This is a genomic window from Williamsia sp. SKLECPSW1, assembly GCF_054332755.1.
In genome coordinates this window covers 746,019-766,599 of sequence record NZ_JBTGLI010000001.1, presented here as the reverse complement: position 1 = coordinate 766,599, position 20,581 = coordinate 746,019, and the positions used below count along the sequence as shown (strand labels likewise).

The 20,581-nt window shown below is 70.1% G+C and carries 21 protein-coding genes and 3 tRNA genes; 17 read left to right on the top strand and 7 right to left on the bottom strand.

Annotated elements, in window-relative coordinates:
* Positions 1-6 precede the first annotated feature (6 nt).
* Positions 7-573 (bottom strand): YdcF family protein, encoded by a 567-nt coding sequence (locus ACXVUM_RS03425; RefSeq protein WP_458520465.1) that lies wholly within the window; start codon positions 571-573, stop codon positions 7-9.
* Between the two features lie 68 nt (positions 574-641).
* On the opposite strand from ACXVUM_RS03425, the gene ACXVUM_RS03420 reads away from it, so the two are divergent.
* From ACXVUM_RS03420 to ACXVUM_RS03410, 3 genes are all read left to right on the top strand, one after another.
* The gene (locus ACXVUM_RS03420) at positions 642-1,571 is read left to right on the top strand and encodes an ATP-binding cassette domain-containing protein (RefSeq protein ID WP_458520464.1); all 930 of its coding nucleotides are present in this window, start codon (positions 642-644) and stop codon (positions 1,569-1,571) included.
* Positions 1,568-2,395, top strand: coding sequence for an ABC transporter permease (locus tag ACXVUM_RS03415; protein ID WP_458520463.1), 828 nt, complete (start codon positions 1,568-1,570; stop codon positions 2,393-2,395). Before ACXVUM_RS03420 ends, ACXVUM_RS03415 begins: the two co-directional genes overlap by 4 nt.
* Before the next feature lie 111 nt (positions 2,396-2,506).
* Positions 2,507-3,328 carry a hypothetical protein gene (locus ACXVUM_RS03410; protein WP_458520462.1) on the top strand — a complete coding sequence of 274 codons (822 nt, stop codon included), beginning with the start codon at positions 2,507-2,509 and terminating at the stop codon, positions 3,326-3,328.
* A gap of 81 nt (positions 3,329-3,409) precedes the next feature.
* Here ACXVUM_RS03410 and ACXVUM_RS03405 read toward each other — a convergent pair whose 3' ends face one another.
* Positions 3,410-4,348 (bottom strand): 1,4-dihydroxy-2-naphthoyl-CoA synthase, encoded by a 939-nt coding sequence (locus tag ACXVUM_RS03405; RefSeq protein WP_458520461.1) that lies wholly within the window; start codon positions 4,346-4,348, stop codon positions 3,410-3,412.
* Positions 4,349-4,431: 83 nt separating this feature from the next.
* Here ACXVUM_RS03405 and ACXVUM_RS03400 point away from each other — a divergent pair, with 83 nt between their 5' ends.
* A complete protein-coding gene (locus tag ACXVUM_RS03400) occupies positions 4,432-5,073 on the top strand; it encodes a PaaI family thioesterase (protein ID WP_458520460.1) in 642 nt (213 codons plus the stop codon).
* A 287-nt stretch (positions 5,074-5,360) separates the two neighbouring features.
* Entirely contained in the window at positions 5,361-6,866 is a 1,506-nt protein-coding gene (locus ACXVUM_RS03395; protein WP_458520459.1) for a sugar transferase, read from the top strand.
* Between the two features lie 18 nt (positions 6,867-6,884).
* On the opposite strand, the gene ACXVUM_RS03390 is transcribed toward ACXVUM_RS03395, so the two are convergent.
* The 3 genes from ACXVUM_RS03390 to ACXVUM_RS03380 all read right to left on the bottom strand — a co-directional run bounded on the left by ACXVUM_RS03390 (position 6,885) and on the right by ACXVUM_RS03380 (position 9,868).
* The gene (locus ACXVUM_RS03390) at positions 6,885-7,403 is read right to left on the bottom strand and encodes an arsenate reductase/protein-tyrosine-phosphatase family protein (RefSeq protein WP_458520458.1); all 519 of its coding nucleotides are present in this window, start codon (positions 7,401-7,403) and stop codon (positions 6,885-6,887) included.
* Between the two features lie 7 nt (positions 7,404-7,410).
* Entirely contained in the window at positions 7,411-8,679 is a 1,269-nt protein-coding gene (locus ACXVUM_RS03385) for a saccharopine dehydrogenase family protein (RefSeq protein WP_458520457.1), read from the bottom strand.
* Between the two features lie 61 nt (positions 8,680-8,740).
* Positions 8,741-9,868, bottom strand: a complete 1,128-nt coding sequence (locus tag ACXVUM_RS03380) for an AbrB family transcriptional regulator (RefSeq protein WP_458522767.1) — start codon at positions 9,866-9,868, stop codon at positions 8,741-8,743.
* 89 nt (positions 9,869-9,957) lie between these two features.
* Here ACXVUM_RS03380 and ACXVUM_RS03375 point away from each other — a divergent pair, with 89 nt between their 5' ends.
* The 5 genes from ACXVUM_RS03375 to ACXVUM_RS03355 all read left to right on the top strand — a co-directional run bounded on the left by ACXVUM_RS03375 (position 9,958) and on the right by ACXVUM_RS03355 (position 14,776).
* A complete protein-coding gene (locus tag ACXVUM_RS03375; protein WP_458520456.1) occupies positions 9,958-10,452 on the top strand; it encodes a MarR family winged helix-turn-helix transcriptional regulator in 495 nt (164 codons plus the stop codon).
* On the top strand, positions 10,452-12,101 hold the full coding sequence (menD, locus tag ACXVUM_RS03370; RefSeq protein WP_458520455.1) for a 2-succinyl-5-enolpyruvyl-6-hydroxy-3-cyclohexene-1-carboxylic-acid synthase: 1,650 nt from the start codon (positions 10,452-10,454) through the stop codon (positions 12,099-12,101). The genes ACXVUM_RS03375 and menD overlap by 1 nt, the downstream gene beginning before the upstream one ends.
* 197 nt (positions 12,102-12,298) lie before the next feature.
* Positions 12,299-12,835, top strand: a complete 537-nt coding sequence (locus ACXVUM_RS03365) for a hypothetical protein (RefSeq protein ID WP_458520454.1) — start codon at positions 12,299-12,301, stop codon at positions 12,833-12,835.
* Positions 12,836-12,840: 5 nt separating this feature from the next.
* Positions 12,841-13,989 carry a glycosyltransferase family 4 protein gene (locus ACXVUM_RS03360; protein ID WP_458520453.1) on the top strand — a complete coding sequence of 383 codons (1,149 nt, stop codon included), beginning with the start codon at positions 12,841-12,843 and terminating at the stop codon, positions 13,987-13,989.
* Positions 13,990-14,056: 67 nt separating this feature from the next.
* A complete protein-coding gene (locus ACXVUM_RS03355; protein WP_458520452.1) occupies positions 14,057-14,776 on the top strand; it encodes a demethylmenaquinone methyltransferase in 720 nt (239 codons plus the stop codon).
* On the opposite strand, the gene ACXVUM_RS03350 is transcribed toward ACXVUM_RS03355, so the two are convergent.
* Positions 14,769-16,043, bottom strand: a complete 1,275-nt coding sequence (locus ACXVUM_RS03350; RefSeq protein ID WP_458520451.1) for a geranylgeranyl reductase family protein — start codon at positions 16,041-16,043, stop codon at positions 14,769-14,771. The genes ACXVUM_RS03355 and ACXVUM_RS03350 overlap by 8 nt on opposite strands.
* A gap of 142 nt (positions 16,044-16,185) precedes the next feature.
* Between ACXVUM_RS03350 and ACXVUM_RS03345 the strand changes: the two genes are divergently transcribed.
* The gene (locus ACXVUM_RS03345) at positions 16,186-17,202 is read left to right on the top strand and encodes a polyprenyl synthetase family protein (protein WP_458520450.1); all 1,017 of its coding nucleotides are present in this window, start codon (positions 16,186-16,188) and stop codon (positions 17,200-17,202) included.
* An 82-nt stretch (positions 17,203-17,284) separates the two neighbouring features.
* Positions 17,285-18,154, top strand: coding sequence for a zinc metalloprotease HtpX (htpX, locus tag ACXVUM_RS03340; protein ID WP_458520449.1), 870 nt, complete (start codon positions 17,285-17,287; stop codon positions 18,152-18,154).
* Here the strand turns inward: htpX and ACXVUM_RS03335 are convergent.
* Positions 18,145-18,636 (bottom strand): YajQ family cyclic di-GMP-binding protein, encoded by a 492-nt coding sequence (locus tag ACXVUM_RS03335; RefSeq protein WP_458520448.1) that lies wholly within the window; start codon positions 18,634-18,636, stop codon positions 18,145-18,147. The two genes, htpX and ACXVUM_RS03335, sit on opposite strands and share 10 nt — an antisense overlap.
* Before the next feature lie 240 nt (positions 18,637-18,876).
* Here ACXVUM_RS03335 and ACXVUM_RS03330 point away from each other — a divergent pair, with 240 nt between their 5' ends.
* The 5 genes from ACXVUM_RS03330 to rpmG all read left to right on the top strand — a co-directional run bounded on the left by ACXVUM_RS03330 (position 18,877) and on the right by rpmG (position 20,560).
* On the top strand, positions 18,877-19,794 hold the full coding sequence (locus ACXVUM_RS03330; RefSeq protein ID WP_458520447.1) for a hypothetical protein: 918 nt from the start codon (positions 18,877-18,879) through the stop codon (positions 19,792-19,794).
* Positions 19,795-20,007: 213 nt separating this feature from the next.
* Positions 20,008-20,088, top strand: a tRNA-Tyr gene (locus tag ACXVUM_RS03325).
* Between the two features lie 88 nt (positions 20,089-20,176).
* A tRNA-Thr gene (locus ACXVUM_RS03320) sits at positions 20,177-20,249 on the top strand.
* A gap of 36 nt (positions 20,250-20,285) precedes the next feature.
* A tRNA-Met gene (locus ACXVUM_RS03315) sits at positions 20,286-20,359 on the top strand.
* 33 nt (positions 20,360-20,392) lie between these two features.
* Entirely contained in the window at positions 20,393-20,560 is a 168-nt protein-coding gene (gene rpmG / locus ACXVUM_RS03310; protein ID WP_045823858.1) for a 50S ribosomal protein L33, read from the top strand.
* Positions 20,561-20,581: the final 21 nt, after the last annotated feature.

The window sequence follows — 20,581 nt, the reverse complement described above, 5'->3', positions numbered from 1 at the left end:
CCCGGGTCAGCAGCCGGATTGCAGGGCGGCGCGCACGAAACCCGCTGTCTGGTAGGCGTACATCCACGCCCAGTAGTCCAGCGAGAGCCGTTCGCGGTAGTCGACCATCACGAGATCGCCGGTGAAACAGCGACCGATGATGTAGTCGGCGCGGGTGACGTGCGGGCTGAAGGTGACCACCATCGCCGACCGCCAGCCGTGGCGCTGCGCCTCGTCGCGCAGGAACCGGGCCTCACCGCGCGTCGTGCGGGGCTGCGGGTCGAAGCAGACCACGCGTACGGAATGCGGGGTGTCGCAGACGGCCTCCATGTAGGCGTCGGGGCGGGTGTACGGATCCGACACCAGGACGGTCTTCGCGAGGCCCTGCTCGGCCAGGGAGATGGCGTAGGCCTCCCGACCGTCCTGCCGCCCGCCGAGCACCATGATGACGTCGACCGGTCGGGGACTGTCGGCGACGACGGGGAACACGTACAGCGGGAGTCCCGCCGCCGCGACGGTGATCACCAGGGCGATCGCCACCACGACCACGCGGGCGACGACGGAGGCGGCGCCCCGCCGCGCTGTCCGCCCCATGGATCGACAATAACCAGCCCTCGCCGGGCCCGGCCGGGTGCGAGACGGTCCTCACAGGCCGGCGTCCGGTGACGCTCGAGGTCGACGACCTGACCGTCGCGTTCAGTGACATGGTCGCCGTCGACGGGGTGTCGCTGTCGGTGCCGGCGGGGACGGTGATGGCGTTGCTGGGACCGAACGGGGCCGGGAAGACCACGACCGTCCGGACCGTCGCCACCCTGATCGCGCCGACGTCGGGATCGGTGCGGGTGGCGGGCGTCGACGTCGTCGCCGAACCCCATCGGGCGCGCGGGCTGCTCGGCCTGTCGGGACAGTTCGCGACCGTCGACGACTCACTCACCGGCCGCGAGAACCTCGCGATGATCGCGCGGCTGTCGGGGTACCGGCGTCGTGACGCGCGGCGACGGGCCGACGAGCTGCTGGAACGATTCGGCGTCGCCGACGCGGCGGGTCGTCGGGTGCGGACGTGGTCGGGCGGGATGCGGCGCAAGCTCGACCTGGCCGGCGCGCTGGTCGCCGGACCGCCCGTCGTCGTCCTCGACGAGCCCAGTGCCGGCCTGGACCCGACCGGCCGCGAGACGCTGTGGGACTCGGTGCGCGACCTCGCCGCCGACGGCAGCACCGTGCTGTTGACGACGCAGTACCTGGAGGAGGCCGATCGCCTCGCCGACGACGTCACCGTCATCCATCGCGGGTCCGTCGTCGCCCGTGGCGGACCCGAGGAGTTGAAAAAGCGGTTCGGGACGGCGACGGTGACCGTCCGGTTGGCGTCCGCCGCCGACCCGAGCCGGGTACGGGGTGCGATCGGGGAGGGGTACGTCTCCGTCGAGGCTGTCGGGGACGTGGTGACCGTCGAGGCGCTCGACGGGTCGGCGGCGGTGGCCGCGGTGGTGTCGGCGCTGGCGGTCGCGGGGATCGAGGTCGCCGATGCGTCGGTGCGGGCGCCGTCGCTGGACGACGCGTTCCGATCGCTCACCGCCGACGGTGCGGCGTCGTGACCGCGGTGGTGCGGTCGCGGGGTGCGGTGCCGTTCCTCGTCGACTGCGAGGTCGTCGCGGTGCGCAACCTGCGGATCATCGCGCGGAACTCGCAGATGCTGCTGGGCGTGGTGCTGCAACCGCTGATGTTCGTGCTGCTGTTCTCCTACGTGTTCGGCGATGCGCTCGGCGGAGATCGCTACCGCGAGTTCCTCATCGGTGGGATCATGGCGCAGACCGTGACGTTCAACGCGGGGTACACGGCGCTCGGACTCTCGTCGGACCTCGACACCGGGATGGTGGACCGGATGCGGTCGTTGCCGATGTCGCGTGCCGGGATCATCCTGGGGCGCACCGTCTCCGACCTCACGATCAACATCGTCGGGCTGTCGGTGATGACCGCGGCCGGCTACATCATCGGGTGGCGGATCTCCGGTGGCTTCTGGTTCGCCGTCGGGTCGTTCGGGACCGCGCTGGTGTTCGGGTTCGCGCTGAGCTGGGTGGGGGCGATCATCGGCCTGGTCAGCGCGTCGGCGCAGGCCGCGCAGAGTCTGGTGATGACCGTCGTGTTCCCGCTGAGCTTCGTGTCGTCGGCGTTCATCCCGTCGCGACTGCTGCCCGAGCCGCTGCGCTTCCTCGCGACGTGGAATCCCGTCACCGCCGTCGCCCGCAGCTTCCGACAGGGCTTCGGCAACCCGATCTCCGCGGATCCCGCTGTGCGCGAACCGATCACCTGGGCCTCCGAGCACGCCCAGGCCTACACCCTCATCTGCTCCGCTGTACTCCTCGCCATCGCGGTCCCCCTCGCCACCCGGATCCTGAACCGGCGCGCGTCAGACCGGTAGATTGCCGAATTCCGCACTCTGACGGTGCTCCGTGGTCACTGTGACCACGCCCCCGCGTCAGAATGCTGATTTCGGCCACAGGTGGAACCGGAAACCGCCGCATCGCGTCCCATGAACATGAAGCCTGGGGTCTACAGCCGCGCGGAACTCGGTGCCATGGGTGTCGGGAACAACCTGCTGCGAGCGAAGGTGCGCGCGGAGGAACTCGTGTCGGTTCGCCACGGCTGGTACCGGACCGCAGGGGCCGACGGCGACGTGGTCGAGGCTGTTCGCCGTGGCGGCGCACTCAGTTGCGTCTCCGTCCTGGCTCGCGCCGGGGTCTGGATCCCGGAGGGATACGGCGGCGTACATGTCCGAGCGGCCCGCCACCTGCGTGATTCGAGGACGGGCAGGTTCTGTCGGGGTCACGGCGCCCCATGGCCGGTGACCACTGCCGTCGACACCCCGCTCGACGCCCTGGTCTGCGCGGCACAGTGCGTCTCGGACGAGGACTGGCTGATCCTGTGCGACTCGGTGATGAACCAGAGCGGTCGCAGCGTGGAGGATCTCGTGGCGCTCCTGCGGCCGCTCTCCCGGCGATCGCTGGCCCTGATGGAGAAGTGCGACGGGCGGTCACAGTCAGGGACCGAGACCGCCGTCCGCGTCCGGCTGCGGGCGAGAGGTTTCCACGTCGACGTGCAACCGAAGGTCCCGACCGTCGGGCAGGTCGACCTCCGAGTCGGGAAACTGCTCATCGAGTGCGACAGTCGCAAGCACCACACGGGTGCAGACACCTATCAGGAGGATCGGCGCCGCGATCGTGCCGCGCTGCTTCGTGGGGACCTGAGCATGCGACTGACCTATCAGGACGTGTTCCATTCCTGGAACACCACCGAGCAGGAGATCGTCGCGCTCACCAGGCCGCGACGACATCGCGACCGGCGGGCGTCGTGACCGAGATCCGCACCCTCAGCCGGGGTCGTGGTCACCATGACCACGGAGACCGGTCAGGATGCGGACTTCGACCGGATCGGGTCAGTAGTAATACGGGAAAGCGGTCCAGTCGGGGTCGCGTTTCTGCAGGAAGGCGTCGCGGCCCTCGACGGCCTCGTCGGTCATGTAGGCCAGACGGGTGGCCTCGCCGGCGAACACCTGCTGGCCCATCAGGCCGTCGTCGGTGAGGTTGAAGGCGAACTTCAGCATCCGCTGGGCGGTGGGGGACTTGCCGTTGATCGCCCGGGCCCACTCGACGGCGGTGTTCTCCAGGTCGGCGTGGTCGGCGACCTCGTTGACTGCCCCCATCCGCTGCATCGCCTCGGCGTCGTAGCTGCGGCCCAGGAAGAAGATCTCCCGCGCGAACTTCTGGCCGACCTGCTTGGCCAGGTAGGCGCTGCCGTACCCGGCGTCGAACGAGCCGACGTCGGCGTCCGTCTGCTTGAACCGTGCGTGCTCGCGAGAAGCGATGGTGAGGTCGCAGACGACGTGCAGCGAGTGCCCGCCACCGGCCGCCCAACCGCTGACGACGGCGATGACGACCTTCGGCATGGTGCGGATCAGACGCTGCACCTCGAGGATGTGCAGACGACCGCCCTCGGCCTGGACACGTGCGGTGTCGACGGTGTCGGTGGTCTCGCCGCCGGCGTACTGGTAGCCCGAGCGCCCGCGGATCCGCTGGTCACCACCGCTGCAGAACGCCCACCCGCCGTCGCGGGGACTCGGTCCGTTGCCGGTGAGCAGCACCGTCCCCACGTCGGGCGTGCGGCGGGCGTGGTCGAGGGTGCGGTACAGCTCGTCGACGGTGTGCGGGCGGAACGCATTGCGCACCTCCGGTCGATCGAAGGCGATCCGCACGATCCCGTTCTCCCGGCCGGCTCCGGTGTGGCGGTGATAGGTGATGTCGGTGAGGTCGGAGAACCCCTCGACGGGCGCCCACTGCTCGGGCACGAACGGGGACGGGCTGCTGGCGTCGCTCATCCTGACGAGCCTAGTGACGGCGGTCGCGTGCGTCGGCTGACGCTCCGCGTCGGCCCCGATCGGCCTACCGATAGCGTGAGCGGATGAGCGACACCGGTGCGACGACCAGCCACGACGAGGCGCATGAGGGCGGATTCCGCGCCGACATGGCCATCAACACCGACCGTGGAGGCCCGCGCTACGGCGAATTCGTCGACGCCGTCCGACTGTTCATGGACCGGGCCCGCGCGGCCGAACCGAGTGAGGAACTCGTCGACCGGCTCATCGCCACTCTGGGGGAGGTCAACGACGAACTCGGCGCATGCGCGATCAACGAATGGGAGGCGCCGTCGGGCACGCGCATCGATCTGCCCGCCCGCGGGAACATCACCCTCCCGCCGTACGAGGTCGAGAAAGCCGACGAGAACGGCGTGCACGCGACGGTGCGCTTCACCCGCTTCCACCTGGGTGGCAACAACGCCGCGCACGGCGGGTACATCGGACTCGCATTCGACGATCTTCTCGGTATGACCGGCGCATTGGCGTCGGGAAAAGTGACGAGAACGGCCTTTTTGACTGTTAATTATCGGTCGATAACACCGCTCTATCGTGATTTGACGGTGCGTACCGGAATCAATCGCATCGACGGACGTAAAATCTTCGTCACCGCGACAATGCACGACGGTGACCGACTCTGCGCCGAGGCCGACGGATTGTTCATCGCGCTCAAGCCCGGCCAGCCCTAGCTGGGCATTTCCGGCCGCGCTCCTCGTCATCCTCGTCGCGGGGGGCGCAGGAGCTCCGCGCGACGTGTCGTTCCAACAGATGCGGTCCTGCAACAGCGGTTGCGAGGGGCGTGCGGAGAATATAGGTTCAGCGAGTCGGGATCGGGCGTGGGGATTGCGCTCCCCGACGCGCGATGTGGCGCATTTCGGATACTTGAACCAGTCAAAATATTGTGATTCGGCAAGTAATTCGTGGTCGTCAGGGGAGAGATCGCACGAGGGCAGGCTCGTGAGGTGAGGGGAGCGTGATGACCGCCGAGACGAGTCCACGCGAGCGGTCCGGCAGTCGGGTCTCGGCTCGCCTGGCGCGGCGCCCCCGGACTCGCGAACGCCTCACCACCTGGGCGGACCGCTACCGCCGCCGACTGGTCTTCACCGATGCCGTGGTCGTCGTGGTGGCCGTCGTCGCCGCCGAGATCGCCCGCTTCGGCACCGAGCTGACCATCCCCGTCGCCAGTCTCGAGATCCCCGCCGTGTTCGTCGCCGCACTCATCGCGGGCTTGTGGGTGGTGCTGCTGTACGTCACCCGGGTGTCGGATCTGCGGATCATCGGCACCGGCCCGACGGAGTTCAGTCGCGTCGTCAGCGCGAGCCTCACCCTGTTCGGTCTGTTGGCTATCGTCGATCTGCTGCTCAAACTGAACATCGCGCGTGGGTTCATCGCTCTGGCGCTGCCGCTCGGGACGCTCGGCCTCCTCCTCTCGCATTACTTGTGGCGCCTCGACCTCAAGGCGTCCCGCCGTCGTCGCAACTGCCTCAACCACGTCCTCGTGATCGGCGGGGAACGCTCGGCCCGACCGCTCATCGCCCACCTGATGCGGAGTCCGGAGCTGGGATTCGACGTGGTCGGCCTCTGCCTGCCGACGCCGGGGAACCGCTCCGAGATCACCATCGGTGACCATTCGATCCCCATCCTGGGCGACTTCTCCCAGGCCGGCGACGCGGTGGTGGCATCCCGTGCGACGACGGTCGCCGTCACCTCCGCAGAGGTCCTCGGGCACTCTGCGATGCGCGAATTGTCCTGGGAGCTCGAAGGTCTCCACGTCGACATGGTCGTCGATCCCGGTGTCATCGACGTCGCCGGGCCGCGGATGCTGGTGCGACCGGTCGCGGGGCTGCCGCTGCTGCACGTGGAGAAGCCGACCTATCAGGGCGCCAACCGCATCCTCAAGGCCACCGTCGACCGGCTCGGTGCGTTCGCCGCCGTGATGCTCGCCGCGCCGGTTTTGCTGGCCTGCGCGATCGCGGTCAAACTCGACTCGCCGGGCCCGGTGTTCTACCGCGCGCAGCGGATCGGGCTGAACAACGAGCCGTTCCTCATGTGGAAGTTCCGCTCGATGGTGGTCGACGCGGACGCCAGACTGGCCGAGTTGCAGGCACAGAACGAGGGCGCCGGTCTGCTGTTCAAGATGCGCGACGACCCCCGCGTCACCCGCGTCGGGAAGATCCTGCGGCGCTACAGTCTCGACGAGTTGCCGCAGCTGTTCAACGTGCTGGGCGGGTCCATGAGCCTGGTCGGGCCGCGCCCCCCGTTGCCGTCGGAGGTGCAGCGGTATTCCGGCCCCATCGCCCGACGCATGCTGGTGCGCCCCGGCATCACCGGACTGTGGCAGGTCTCCGGCCGATCCGACCTCAACTGGGAGGAATCGGTCCGCCTCGACCTCAGCTATGTCGAGAACTGGTCCATCGCACAGGATGTCGCGATCCTGTGGCGGACCGTGCGGACCGTCGTGTCCAGCCGCGGCGCGTACTGACGGCCCGACCCCGCACAGTCAGTCGCGCAGCGACGACAACCAGTCGGCGAGACGCTCGACGAGTGGGTCGAGTTCTGCGGCGACGCGATCGAACTCCTCACGCGGCCGGCCCATCGGGTCGGCAATGTCGAGCTCGGGACGGTTCCGGTCGCCGGGGAAGCGTGTCGCCGTGAGGTCGGCGCCTCCGTCGGCGATCGCCTCGTCGAACTCACGGAACACCGCGATCCGCTTCCACCGCACCGGTGCCTTCGACGTCGCCGCGTCACGGTGCTCCCGCGACATACCCAGCACCAGGTCGGCGTCGGTGAGGATCGCCGGGGTCAGGTAGCGCGCCCGGAAACCCTGTGCGTCGATCCCTCGCTCGGCGAGGACCTCCTCGGTGAGCGGATGCGCCGGGTGGTCGACCAGTGCAGCGACACCGGCACTGCCGACCGTCGCGACCTCCGGGTTGTCCCGAAGGCGATGGCGGAGAAGGTATTCCGCCATCGGGGACCGACAGATGTTGCCGGTGCAGACGAACAGGACGTGAGGCGTCACCGCTGCGTCAGGCCGTGGTGGTGGCGCCGACCGGACCGGCGGTCAGCGTCATCCCGGCACCCCGCAGGCGGGCGACGAGAGCGTCGCCCATCGCGGCGGCGGGCGTCAGCACACCGGTGCGCTTCGGCAGGGCGTCGCGGTCGAGGGCGAGGGTCAGTGCACTCTCGCCGAGCATCACCGCGGTCGCCTTGTAGCCGGGGTCGCCCTGCGCCGACACCCGCGACGAGAACCGCTTGCCCGTCGTCGTCGTGGTGAAGACGTCGCAGGTGAAATGCCCGTTCTCGCGGGCCTTCTCGCTCGGTCCGTCGCCGGGGGCGGGGAGGATGCGATCGAGCAGCTTGCGGGTCGGTGTGAACGCCATCGCCGCCAGGAACGCGCCGAGACCACCCGCGACGGCACCGGCGACGATCGTCGAGACGACCGGCAGCGACCCCACCGACATCGCCTCGGAGTAGCGGAACCGCTCACCGTAGGCGTTGTCCAGCAACGCATTGCTGCGTCGGACGATGCGGGTGTTGTGTGAGGCCATCACGAACGGCGCCAGCGTGCCCTTCAACGACGGGTCGACGCTGGACGCGGGCATCAGTCGGGTGTCGCTCGGCTCGCCCTCGCGACGCAGGCGCGGCTCGCCGGGACCGGTCGACAGGGCGTGCTTGTCGAGCAGGGTGCGCCGCGTCGCAGGGTCTTTCGCCTCCTGGGCGATGACGCGCATGGAGTCGACGGTCCCGCCGGAGACGCCGCCCTTGAACGACCGCACGACGAGCGTGGTGTCGGTCATCTCGCCGGCACCGGCCTCGGCGACCGCACGATGCAGCAGGTAGACGCCGATGTCGGACGGGATGGAGTCGAAGCCGCAGGAGTGCACGATGCGCGAACCGCTCGCCTCCGCCTGCTCACCGAACTTGTCGATGGACAGACGCACGAACGGCACCTCACCGGTGAGGTCGACGTAGTCGGACCCGGCGGTGACCGTCGCGGCCAGCACCAGCTCGCCGTACTTGAGGTACGGCCCGACGGTGGTGCACACGACGCGGGTCCGCGCGGCCATCGCGTCGAGCGACGACGGCGAGTCGGCGTCGGCGACGATGAGCGGCCAGTCGTGTGCGGTCGCGGGCAGGGTGCGACGCACCGAGGCGAGTTTGGTCTCGCTGCGGCCGGCGAGGGCGACACGCGTACCGGCGGGGGCCGATCGCGCGAGGTAGTCGGCGGTGAGCGCACCCACGAAGCCGGTGGCACCGAACACGACGACGTCGAATTCCCTGGACGAATCGGTCATGGGGCGACCCTACTAGCGCCGCCCGGGTCACCCATAGGGCCGAACCCCGACCGCCGGTGCGTCAGATGTGGGCGGGTTCGGGCTGCTCGACGGTGCGCCGATCGGATCGTCGCGTGCGCCACCGGTTGTAGCCGCGGGCGGCGAACGGCGCGACGAACAACATCATCAGCACCCGGATGATCTGCGCGGCCAGCACGAAGGTGATGTTGGAGCCCGACGCGGCCGCGGCGGCGAGCACCGCGTAGATCCCGCCGGGCGTCGTCGCCAGGTAGCTGTCGAACATGCTCTCGCCGGTCCAGGCGCTGAGCACCACACCGAGCCCGGCCGACCCGACGCCGATCACCACGATGAGGACCACGGCCAGGGGCAGGATCCGGCCGATCGCCCGCATGCTCGCCATGGTGAAGCCGAGACCCGCCTGCCACCCGATGACGGCGTAGGCCGCGACGACCAGCATCGACGGGACCACCGCCGACCCCGCGAGGCCGGTCAGTTCGGCGACGACGGTCACGATCAACGGCCCGAGCAGGCCGGCGGCCGGCAGGCGGATCGCCCGGCCGACGGTCAGGCCGATCCCGATGCCGGCGGCCAGGAGCAGCAGCCCCCACGCCTGGTCGGTGAGACCCGCGCCGCTGTCCGGCGACGACGACCCACCGGTGTGGGCGCCGTAGACCAGGGTCGCGACGATCGGCATGGTGACGGTCACCAGGCCGACGCGGACGTACTGGACCACCGCGACGACACGATCGTCGCCGCCGAGTTCGCGGGTCAGCGCGACGAGTCCGGACGCTCCGCCGGCGACCAGGGCCAGCGAGCCGGTGAGCGGGTCGACGCGTCGGTGCAGGCCGAGCAGCACGCCACCGCCGACGGAGAGCACCAGCGTGCCCAGCGCGATGACCACGACGGGCAACCACGACCGGGCGAGGCCGCCGAGCACGTCGGGCTGCACCATCGTCCCGATGTAGACGCCGAGGACGCCCTGCCCGGCGACACCCCAGGCGCGTGGCATGGGTGGACGTGCGGGTGCGTCGGGTCCGGGACCGGGGCGGCCTGTCGGGGCCCAGCCCAGCAGCGCCAGCACGGCCGCGACGACCAGCCCGGCGAACAGTGCGGCCGAGGGGACCGAGAGCTGGTCGAGGCCGAGGGTGGCGACCGCCGTGACGGCGACGAGAACACCCCAGCGGATCAGCATGATGGCAAGGTTACTCTTGGTATTGCGGGTTCGTACAGCCGCGTCGTAGGTGGAGAGCGTCGAGAACTATCTTCTATGATCTTGGTATGTCCGACTCCGACGCCACCCGGTTGCGCGAGGCCGTCATGGGTGTCGCGCGGGCGGCCCGCCTGCACCGACCGGACCACGGCCTCACGCTGACGCAGGTCACCGTCCTGGGCTACCTCGACCGTCTGGGCGCGACGACCGTCGCCCACCTGGCCGATCGCATGCACGTCCGCGTGCAGTCGCTGACGGTGAGCATGAACAAGCTGACCGACGGCGGACTCATCGCGCGCACCACCGATCCTGATGACCGTCGACGCCAGCTCGTCTCCCTCACCGAGGCCGGTGTGAACCTCCTCACCGAGGACCGCGCGCTGCGCGACGAATGGCTCGCGCGGGCCGTCGACGACCAGCTCGACGAGACCGAACGCGGCCTGCTCATGCTGTGCGTACCGCTGCTGGAACGGCTCGCGTCCACCGAACCGATCGGGGTGCCGCGGACCGGGGGTGAGCGACGACATCCGGACGCGCCGTCGCAGGTATCTACGCTGGACTGATGAACCCGTCCACCGTGCAGGCCCGCGTCATCGTCGACGAGATGGTGCGCGGCGGCGTCCGGGAGGCGGTCCTCTGCCCGGGGTCACGCAACGCGCCGCTCGCGCTCGCCCTCCACGCGGCCGATCGTGCGGGTCGCCTGCGACTGCACGTCCGGATCGACGAACGCACCGCCGGGTACCTCGCACTCGGGCTCGCGGCCGCGTCGGGACAGCCCGTGCCGTTCGTGATGACCAGCGGCACCGCCGTCGCCAACGTCAGCCCGGCGGTCTTCGAGGCCAACTACGCCCGCGTCCCGCTCGTCGTCGTCAGCGCGAACCGTCCGTACGAACTGCTCGGGTCGGGTGCGAACCAGACCATCGAGCAGTTCGGGATCTTCGGCACCCAGGTGCGCGCCGCGATCAGCCTCGGTCTCGCCGAACAGGATCTCGACACCAACTCGCAGTGGCGGTCCGGGGTGTGCCGTGCGCTGGCCGCGGCACGGGGCGCGCGCACCGGCAACGCCGGCCCCGTCCAGTTCGACATCCCGCTGCGCGAACCTCTGGTGCCCGAGGCGGGCGTCGGACCCGACGACGATCTCGGTGTCTTCGCCGGTCGCGACGACGGGGCTCCCTGGACCACAGCGGCTGTCGGGAAACTGGACGTCCCCCTCGACATCGACATCACCGACGACACCGTCGTCGTCTCCGGGCACGGCGCCGGCGTGCGGCCCGAACTGGCCGGCATCCCCACCGTCGCCGAGCCGACGGCCCCGTCCCCGGCGACGCCGCTGCACCCGTTGGCGCTGTCGGTGCTGCGCCCCAAGCAGGCGATCATCTGCGGTCGGCCGACGCTGCATCGTCAGGTGTCGCGACTCCTCGCCGACCCGGAGGTGCGCGTCTACGCGCTGACCACCGGACCGCGCTGGCCGGACGTCTCGGGCAACGTGCTCGCGACGGGCACGCGTGCGGAGGTCGCGGGAGCCCCGTCCGAGGAGTGGCTGAAGGCCTGCGCCGACGCCCAGCAGAGGGCTGTCGCCTCGGTCGACGCCGAACTCGACCGCGACGGTGCCGCGACCGGTCTGCACGTCGCCCGCACGGTGAGCGCCGCCATGCGACCCGGTGAGCAGCTGCTCGTCGGCGCGTCGAACCCGATCCGCGACGTCGCGCTGGCCGGTCGGGTGTCGTCGGAGGTGCGGGTGATGTCGAACCGCGGCGTCGCCGGCATCGACGGCACCAACTCGACGGCCATCGGTGCCGCGCTGGCCGCCGACGACCGTCGGACCGTCGCGTTCATGGGCGACCTGACGTTCCTGCACGACGCGTCCGGGCTGCTGATCGGTCCCGGCGAGCCGCGGCCGCGCGACCTCACGATCGTCGTCGCCAACGACGACGGCGGCGGCATCTTCGGGCTGCTGGAGCAGGGTGAACGTCGATTCGACGGTCCCGCCTGGGACGGGGCGTTCGAGCGGGTGTTCGGCACCCCGCACCGCGCCGACATCGGTCGGGTGTGCGCGGGATTCGGCGTCGAGCACCGTCGCGTCGAGCTCGCCGACCTGCCCGCGGCGCTCGGTGCCGGGGGCAGCGGCATGCGGGTCATCGAGGTCCCCACCGACCGCGACCGCCTCCGCGACGTCCACGCGGCGATCGCATCGGGTATCCGAGGCGAGTAGCCGCCCACGCGACGTTCGGAACCGCCCACTGGACGTCTGGAACCGCCCAACGGGCGTCTGGAACCGCCCAACGGGCGTCTGGAACCGCCCACTCGACGGGTGGGTGGGCTACCCCGCCGAGTGGGCCGAAACACCCCGCCGAGTGGGCTGAAAGTGCGCGCCGAGAGTGCTCAGGGTGCGGCGGTATCCTGACGCGCATGCCGACTGCGCTGCGACGGACGCAGATCACGATCGTGATCGTCGGCGCGATCGTGACCGTGATGATGGGTGTGGTCGTCGCCGGGTGCTACCGCGACGACGCCGCCATCGACAGTCACCGCGGCACCGCCGTCGCCGACGTCGTGACGGCCGGCGCCACCAAGTCGACCGTCCGCTTCTACACCCCCGACGGTGAGCTGCGCAGTCCGCGACTCGGCATCTTCTACCCGACCGAACTGACCGCGGGTCAGCGCATCAACGTCGACTACGACACCCGCAACCCGGACGTGGTCCGTGTCGCCGGGCGCGATGCGAGCCTGGCCGTCGTCCCGGCGTTGTCGGTGGTCGGGGTCACCTGGCTCGTCATCGTCGTGGTGATGGTGGGGATCGCCGAGTACTCCCGACGACGACGGGCACACGTCGCCGACGACACCGACGGACAGACGGCGGGTGAACCGGGCACGGACAGTTCACCCGCCATTCCGGGTGGGGTCACGTCGGAGAACGATCCGGGTCAGGTGCGCTCACCACACTGACGTCCGTGCGTACAGCCATCGTGACGGAGAGTTTCCTGCCGAACACCAACGGCGTCGTGAACTCGGTCCTGCGAGTGCTCGACCACCTCGATCGACGCGGACACGACGCGATCGTCGTCGCGCCCGACACCCCGCGCGGATCCGCCCCCGCGCCCCGCGAGATCAACGGCGTACCGGTGCATCTGGTGCCGTCGGTGAACGTCCCGAAGATCTCGTCGCTGCCCGTCGGGATGCCGCACCCGGCGCTGTACCGCGCTCTGGCCGACTTCGCCCCCGACGTGGTGCATCTCGCCTCCCCGTTCGTCGTCGGTGCCGCCGGTGCGCATGCGGCCAACCGCCTCGACATCCCGACGGTCGCCGTCTTCCAGACCGACGTCGCCGGGTTCGCGTCCAGCTACGGGGTCGGGCTCACCACCCGCGCCGCGTGGGCGTGGACACGACGTCTGCACGCGTCGTGCGATCGCACGCTGGCGCCGTCGTCGGTGTCGGTCCGCGCGTTGCAGGAGCACGGTGTGCCGCGGGTGTTCCGGTGGGGCCGTGGGGTCGACGCCGAGAAGTTCGACCCCCGACGCCGCGACGACGCGCTGCGAGCCCGGTGGAGTCCGACGGGCGCGCCCATCGTCGGGTTCGTCGGGCGGTTGGCACCGGAGAAGCACGTCGAACGTCTCGCCGTGCTCAGCGGCCGCCGCGACCTGCAGATCGTCATCGTCGGGGACGGGCCGGAACGTGCACGCCTGCAGCGTCTGATGCCTGACGCGGTGTTCACCGGCGAGCTGTCGGGCCTCGAACTCGCCTCCGCCTACGCCAGTTTCGACGTCTTCGTCCACGCCGGGGAACACGAGACGTTCTGCCAGGCGGTCCAGGAGGCGCTCGCCAGCGGTGTGCCCGTCATCGGACCCGACGCCGGCGGACCGAAGGACCTCATCGCCCCGATGCGCACGGGGTACCTCCTCGACGTCCCGTCGTTCGAGCAGCGTCTGCCTGCCGCGGTCGACGCCCTCCTCGACCCGACCGTCGGCCCGGCGTTCGGTGCGGCCGCCCGTCGCAGCGTGGCCGGCCGCACCTGGCTGTCGATCTGCGATCAGCTCCTGGGTCACTACGAGGCCGTCCTCGAGCGCGCCGGTAGCCTCGGCGTCTCGCGCCGCACCGCCTGACCCGCACGCTCGACGGTGGGTTCCGGCACGCTCGGCGAGTCGGGCGACGAGCAGTACCGTGGTGCCCATGAGTGCAGCCACGTACCGCGCCGGACTGGACAAGCAGCCGTCCGAGGTCGCCGCCATGTTCGACGGCGTCGCACGTCGGTACGACATCACCAACACGGTGCTGTCGTTCGGTCAGGACCGGTTGTGGCGCAAGGCGACTCGTGAGGCGCTGGCGCTCACACCCGACGACGTCGTCCTCGACCTCGCCGCCGGGACCGCCGTCTCCACCGAGGAACTCGCGACGTCCGGCGCGCGCTGCGTGGCCGCCGACTTCTCGTTGGGCATGCTGCACGCCGGGTCCGCGCGTCCCGTCCCGAAGGTCGGCGCGGACGCGCTGCATCTCCCGTTCGCCGACGGCGCCTTCGACGCCGCGACCATCTCCTTCGGGCTGCGCAACGTCAACGACGTCGACGTGGCGCTGGGTGAACTGCGGCGCGTCCTGCGGCCGGGTGGGCGTCTGGTGATCTGCGAGTTCTCGACGCCGGTGTTCGCGCCGTTCCGCACGGTCTACATGGAGTACCTGATGAAGGCGCTCCCGTCGGTCGCGAACCGCGTCTCCAGCAACCCCGACGCGTATGTCTATCTCGCGGAATCGATCCGGGCATGGCCCGATCAGGAGGCACTGGCACGACGGATCTCCGACGCGGGGTTCACCGGGGTGCGATGGCGCAATCTCACCGGCGGGATCGCGGCCCTGCACAGCGGGATCGCCGCCGACCAGGCCGGCGCACCTAGCTGAACGGTGGGCGGTGATCGACGACGGTCGACACCTTCCCCGCGGCATGCCACGCGCGCGCGACGAGGTCGCGGTCCTCGGCGGTGATGAGGTTGCCCATCACCCGCACCACCATCGACATCAGCGCCTGTGACCGGATGCCCGGACGCCCCAGGACCGGGACGGCCTGGGGAACGGTCAGGACACCCGCGAGCCGACGGGCGGCGGAGAACGCCGTCCCGTAGTGCTCGGTGAGCAGGACGGGCCAGGCCGTCGTGTGGTCGCGCTCGTGCAGACGCGCCGCGGCGAAACGCCCCGTCTCCAGCGCGTAGTCGATGCCCTCACCGTTCAACGGGTTCACGCACGCCGCGGAATCGCCGACGAGCATCCAGTTGCGGCCCGCGACGGTGCTGACAGCACCGCCCATCGGCAGGAGCGCCGACGCGATCCGCTGCGGGCCACCGTCGAGCTGCCACCGATCGCGCTGTGACGTCGCGTACTGCGTGAGCACCGACCTCAGCGCGATGTGCGCGGGGCGCTTCGCCGTCGCCAACGCACCCACACCGAGGTTCACGGTGCCGTCGCCGAGCGGGAAGACCCAGCCGTAGCCCGGGAGAAGTTCGCCGTCGGCGCCGTGCAGTTCGAGATCCGAGCCCATCCACTCGTCGTCGGCGCGACCGGACGTCGCATACGACCGTGCGGCGATGCCGAAGGCCGTGTCGCGGTGCCATTCCCGGCCCAACGCCTTGCCCAGGGGCGACCGCACACCGTCGGCGACGATCACCTGCCCCACCCGGATCGACGTCGGCCCGTCCTCGCCGACCACGTCGACGGATCGGACGGCGCCGTCGCGGATCTCGGCACCGACCGCCCGCACACCGGAGACCATCCGCGCCCCGCGGTCGAGAGCCACACGGCGGACGGCGTCGTCGAGTTCGGTGCGCGCAACCGCACTGCCGTGTGCGGGAAATCGCCCCGACGGCCACGGAACACGTTGCGACGCACCCCAACCCCGCATCGCCAGGCCCACGATGCGTGGACGGTCGGCGAGATACGTCCCCAATCCCAGGTGCTCCATCTCCGCGACGGCACGCGGGGTGAGGCCGTCACCGCAGGTCTTGTCCCGCGGGAACACCGCGGCGTCGAGGAGGACCACGTCGTGTCCGGCGGCGGCCGCGTGTGCGGCGGTCGCCGACCCGCCCGGCCCCGCCCCGACGACGAGCACGTCGGCGGATCCCGGGATGGGGTCGGTGCCCCTCCCGTCGGTCCCGTCCGGTGCGACATCGCTCACCTGATCCAGTATCACCGACGGCACACGCGACCCATTACCCTCGGGTGCAGGAGCCCGGCGGGCCCGACCCGCGCCGCGGTGGGCCGCCCCGGAGCCGGGCCGAGGAGATGGAGCCGTCCGTGGACACGTCAAGGCGCGAGGAGTGAAGACCACCTTCGCCGGCATCGACATGGGTTCGGCCGAGTTCGCCGAGGAGATCGGCAGCTCACTGGCCCGCGTCGAGGACCTGCTGCTGTCCGAGCTGTCGTCGGGCGAGGACTTCCTCACCGAGGCCGCGACGCATCTCGCCCGCGCCGGTGGCAAGCGCTTCCGGCCGTTGTTCGCGCTGCTCTCGGCGCACTTCGGCACCCGGCCGCGCGCCGACGACGTCATCACCGCGGCCACCGTGATCGAGCTCATCCACCTCGCGACGCTCTACCACGACGACGTCATGGACGAGGCCACCATGCGCCGCGGTGCGGTCAGCGCGAACGCCCGCTGGGGCAACAGCGTCGCGATCCTCGCCGGCGACTTCCTGTTCGCGCGCGCATCGCGTCTGGTGTCGATGCTGGGGCCGGACTCGGTGCTGATCATCGCCGACACGTTCGCCGAACTCGTCACCGGTCAGATGCGCGAGACCATCGGCAGCACGCCCGACAAGAGCGCCGTCGACCACTACCTCACCGTCGTGTGGGAGAAGACGGCCGTCCTCATCTCCGCCGCCGGACGGTTCGGTGCCATGACATCGGGTGCCGACGACGACACCGTCGAACGGTTGGCGCGCCTCGGCGGGATCGTCGGGACGGCGTTCCAGGTGTCCGACGACATCATCGACATCAGCTCCGCGTCGGGGGAGTCGGGCAAGACCCCCGGCACCGATCTGCGCGAGGGCGTGCACACGCTGCCCGTGCTCTATGCGCTCGACGAGCCGGGAGCCGAGGGCACGCGACTGCGGGAACTGCTGCTGACGCCGACGGGGGAGCGCCGGGCGCTCACCGACGACGCGGAGGTCGACGAGGCCTTGTCTTTGCTGACGTCGTCGACGGGGATGGGCCGCGCCCACGCGACCCTCGCCGACTACGCCGAGCGGGCACGTACCGAACTCGACGCGCTGCCCGACAACGACGCGAAGGGCGCGTTCAGTTCGCTGGTGCGCTACACCGTCGAACGCGTCGGCTGACCCGCGGGAACCGGCGACAGCGGCGATCCGTTGACCGGGTGACCGGAGACCCCGGCCCCGTTCGATCCCAGGAGTCCACGCCATGCACGGCCACGCCAACGGACTGAAGACCGTTCTGCTGCTCGGCGTCATGTCGGCGATCATCGTCGCCATCGGTGCCGCCTTCCGGAGCCCCGCGATCCTGTTCATCGCGGTGCTCTTCGCGGTCGGCATGAACGCCTACGTCTACTTCAACAGCGCCAAGATGGCGCTGCGGGCGATGCACGCGCAGCCGGTCACCGAGGTGCAGGCGCCGGTGATGTACCGGATCGTCCGGGAACTCGCGACCACCGCACGCCAGCCGATGCCGGCGCTGTACATCAGCCCCACCGACGCGCCGAACGCGTTCGCCACCGGTCGCAACCCGAAGAACGCGGCGGTCTGCTGCACGCAGGGGATCCTGGGCCTGCTCGACGAGCGGGAGCTGCGGGCGGTGCTGGGCCACGAGCTGAGCCACGTCTACAACCGCGACATCCTCATCTCGTCGATCGCCGGTGCACTCGCCGCCGTCGTCTCCGGCCTCGCCAACTTCGCGATGTTCGCCGGGATGTTCGGCGGCAACCGCGAGGGCGGGACGAACCCGTTCGCGTTGATCCTCATCGCGCTGCTCGGGCCGATCGCCGCGACCGTCGTGAAGCTCGCGGTGTCGCGGTCGCGGGAGTACCAGGCCGACGCCTCCGGCGCGGAGCTGACCGGCGACCCGCTGGCGCTCGCGTCGGCGCTGCGCAAGATCTCCGGCGGGGTGCAGGCCGCCCCGCTGCCGCCCCAGCCCGATCTGGCCGCGCAGAGCCACCTGATGATCGCCAACCCGTTCCGCAACGGCGAGCGCATCGGTCAGTTGTTCTCGACGCACCCGCCGATGGAGCAGCGCATCGCGCGCCTGGAGGAGATGGCGCGCGGCGGCTACCGGTAGTTCACGAACTGCAGGGCGATCTCGAAGTCCTTGCCCTTCAGCAGTGAGATGACGGCCTGCAGGTCGTCGCGCTTCTTGCTCGACACCCGCAGCTCGTCGCCCTGGACCTGCGCCTTCACGCCCTTCGGGCCCTCGTCGCGGATGGCCTTGGTGATCTTCTTGGCCTTCTCGGTGTCGATGCCCTGCTTGATGGTGCCGGTGATCTTGAAGCCCTTGCCCGACGACTGCGGGTCACCGGCCTCGAACGCCTTGAGGGAGATGTCGCGGCGGATCAACTTCTCCCGGAACACCTCGAGCCCGGCCTGCGTGCGCTCCTCGGAGTCGGAGGAGATGACGATGCTCTCCTCCCCGGACCACTCGATCCCGGTGTTGGTCCCGCGGAAGTCGTACCGCTGCGAGAGCTCCTTCGCCGCCTGGTTCAGGGCGTTGTCGACCTCCTGACGATCGACCTTGCTCACCACGTCGAACGATGAATCAGCCATTGCGCCACCCTATCGACGTCCCACCCCGGGTCTCGACGCAGTTCGCATCGGGCAACCCCGTTTCGCCCGCGTTCTGTCCGCTTCGCCTCGCGCTGCAGGGTTCGCCCGACCGATTCCGCGGGCGAGCCGGGGTCGCGCGGGCGAACCGGGTTGTCCCCAGATGTCGCTCAGACGCCTCACCTGTGCACAACCCGGGAGGATCCGTTCCGGCCGGTCGGTCCGGTCGGTGATGGTTCGAGCGTGAGCATCGATCTCGTCGCCCTCCCCACTGCCGTCCGTCGTGCGCGGCTCCTCGAACTCGGGTCGAGTCCGGCCGACATCGCAGCCGCCGTCGCGCAGCGGCAGCTGGCAGCTCTCGGCGGCGGGTACTACGCACCACGTCGACTGCTGAACGGGTTCCCCGAGGAGCGCCACCTCGTCCTCGCTCGCGCGGTGGCCCGCGATGCGGTGGTCGGGGTCGGCCTGGCGAACGTCACCGCGGCCGCGCACCACGGCCTGCCGATACCCGACGCGGACCTCTCGCGGGTCCATCTGGGGCGGCCTGGCGTCGGCGCGTCGGGCACCCGCGCAAGCGGGGTGCAGATCCTGCACCGCAATGTCGACGCCGACGACCTCGTCTTCGCCGACGGAGTGCTCGTGACCTCCGTCGCACGCACGATCGCCGACCTCGCGCGCACAGCGCCGATCCTCACCGCGGTCGCGGCGGGCGACGCGGCCCTGAAGCGCGGCTTGTGCACGGCCGACGACATCGGCGACCAACTGCGTCGTGGGAGGCACGGCTCGCGCCGAGGGTCGATTCTCCTGGCTCGGATGGATCCCGCGTGCGAGAGTCCGGCCGAGACGAGGAGCCGACTCCTCGTGGTCGACGCCGGCCTTCCCGTGCCGCTGACGCAGCAGGACATCTGCGACCGCGCCGGCGTCTTCCTCGGTCGGTGTGACTTCCTGTTCGGCGACGATCTGATCGGGGAGTGCGACGGGGAGGGGAAGTACTTCGGCCGATACTCCGACCGCACCGTCGAGGAGGTGCTCGAGGACGAGAAGTACCGACAGCAGCGTTTCCTGGACGAGGGGCTCCGGCTCGTCCGATGGAGCGCACGGGAGGCACGTGACCGCCCCCGCACCGTGGTCGAGCGGATCGCTCGGGCGATGGGGTGGTGAGGTCTCGCCACCGGGCGCGCGTCTCGCCCGCCGAATTCGGCGGGCGAATCGCACCGTGGGTGGCGAACCGACGACGTCGCGGGCGAGCCGCACGATCCCCGGGCGAAACCGGAGGGTGCGACCGACACCTGGGGCCGACGTGCGGTTTTCGCGACGCCGGGGTCGACGTTGTACTGTTTCTCCTCGTCGCGCGGAGAGTGTCGCGCGGCGCACGGCACGTTGCCCGAGCGGCCAAAGGGAGCGGACTGTAAATCCGTCGCGCAAGCTACGAAGGTTCGAATCCTTCACGTGCCACAGCCGAGGTCACAGCGATTTGGTCACCCATCGCAGCGGTGTGTAACCTCGACACGGCTCTCAGGGCGGTTCGCTGCCCGGAGAACCGGCCCCCTTAGCTCAGTCGGTAGAGCGTTTCCATGGTAAGGAAAAGGTCAACGGTTCGATTCCGTTAGGGGGCTCGCTGGACTCCCGGGACCAACCCCCCGGGGTGCCATGGCGGTGTAGCTCAGTTGGTTAGAGCGAACGACTCATAATCGTTAGGTCGCCGGTTCGAGTCCGGCCATCGCTACCCCCGAGACATTCACCCGAAAGGCGAGAGACTATGGCCTCCTCGACCGATGTGCGGCCGAAGATCACCTTGGCCTGCGAGGTGTGCAAGCACCGCAACTACATCACCAAGAAGAACCGTCGCAACGATCCCGATCGACTCGAGATCAAGAAGTTCTGCCCCAACTGCGGCAAGCACCAGGGGCACAAGGAATCGCGCTGACGCTTCCCTCCACGTGACCAT

What these genes read in the sequence shown, in the direction of transcription:
- menD (WP_458520455.1), top strand. Translation starts at nt 10,452, where the DNA reads ATGAACCCGTCCACCGTGCAGGCCCGCGTCATCGTCGACGAGATGGTG.
- ACXVUM_RS03425 (WP_458520465.1), bottom strand. Translation starts at nt 573, where the DNA reads ATGGGGCGGACAGCGCGGCGGGGCGCCGCCTCCGTCGTCGCCCGCGTG.
- ACXVUM_RS03400 (WP_458520460.1), top strand. Translation starts at nt 4,432, where the DNA reads ATGAGCGACACCGGTGCGACGACCAGCCACGACGAGGCGCATGAGGGC.
- ACXVUM_RS03405 (WP_458520461.1), bottom strand. Translation starts at nt 4,348, where the DNA reads ATGAGCGACGCCAGCAGCCCGTCCCCGTTCGTGCCCGAGCAGTGGGCG.
- htpX (WP_458520449.1), top strand. Translation starts at nt 17,285, where the DNA reads ATGCACGGCCACGCCAACGGACTGAAGACCGTTCTGCTGCTCGGCGTC.
- ACXVUM_RS03365 (WP_458520454.1), top strand. Translation starts at nt 12,299, where the DNA reads ATGCCGACTGCGCTGCGACGGACGCAGATCACGATCGTGATCGTCGGC.
- ACXVUM_RS03395 (WP_458520459.1), top strand. Translation starts at nt 5,361, where the DNA reads ATGACCGCCGAGACGAGTCCACGCGAGCGGTCCGGCAGTCGGGTCTCG.
- ACXVUM_RS03335 (WP_458520448.1), bottom strand. Translation starts at nt 18,636, where the DNA reads ATGGCTGATTCATCGTTCGACGTGGTGAGCAAGGTCGATCGTCAGGAG.
- ACXVUM_RS03355 (WP_458520452.1), top strand. Translation starts at nt 14,057, where the DNA reads ATGAGTGCAGCCACGTACCGCGCCGGACTGGACAAGCAGCCGTCCGAG.
- ACXVUM_RS03385 (WP_458520457.1), bottom strand. Translation starts at nt 8,679, where the DNA reads ATGACCGATTCGTCCAGGGAATTCGACGTCGTCGTGTTCGGTGCCACC.
- ACXVUM_RS03410 (WP_458520462.1), top strand. Translation starts at nt 2,507, where the DNA reads ATGAACATGAAGCCTGGGGTCTACAGCCGCGCGGAACTCGGTGCCATG.
- rpmG (WP_045823858.1), top strand. Translation starts at nt 20,393, where the DNA reads ATGGCCTCCTCGACCGATGTGCGGCCGAAGATCACCTTGGCCTGCGAG.
- ACXVUM_RS03375 (WP_458520456.1), top strand. Translation starts at nt 9,958, where the DNA reads ATGTCCGACTCCGACGCCACCCGGTTGCGCGAGGCCGTCATGGGTGTC.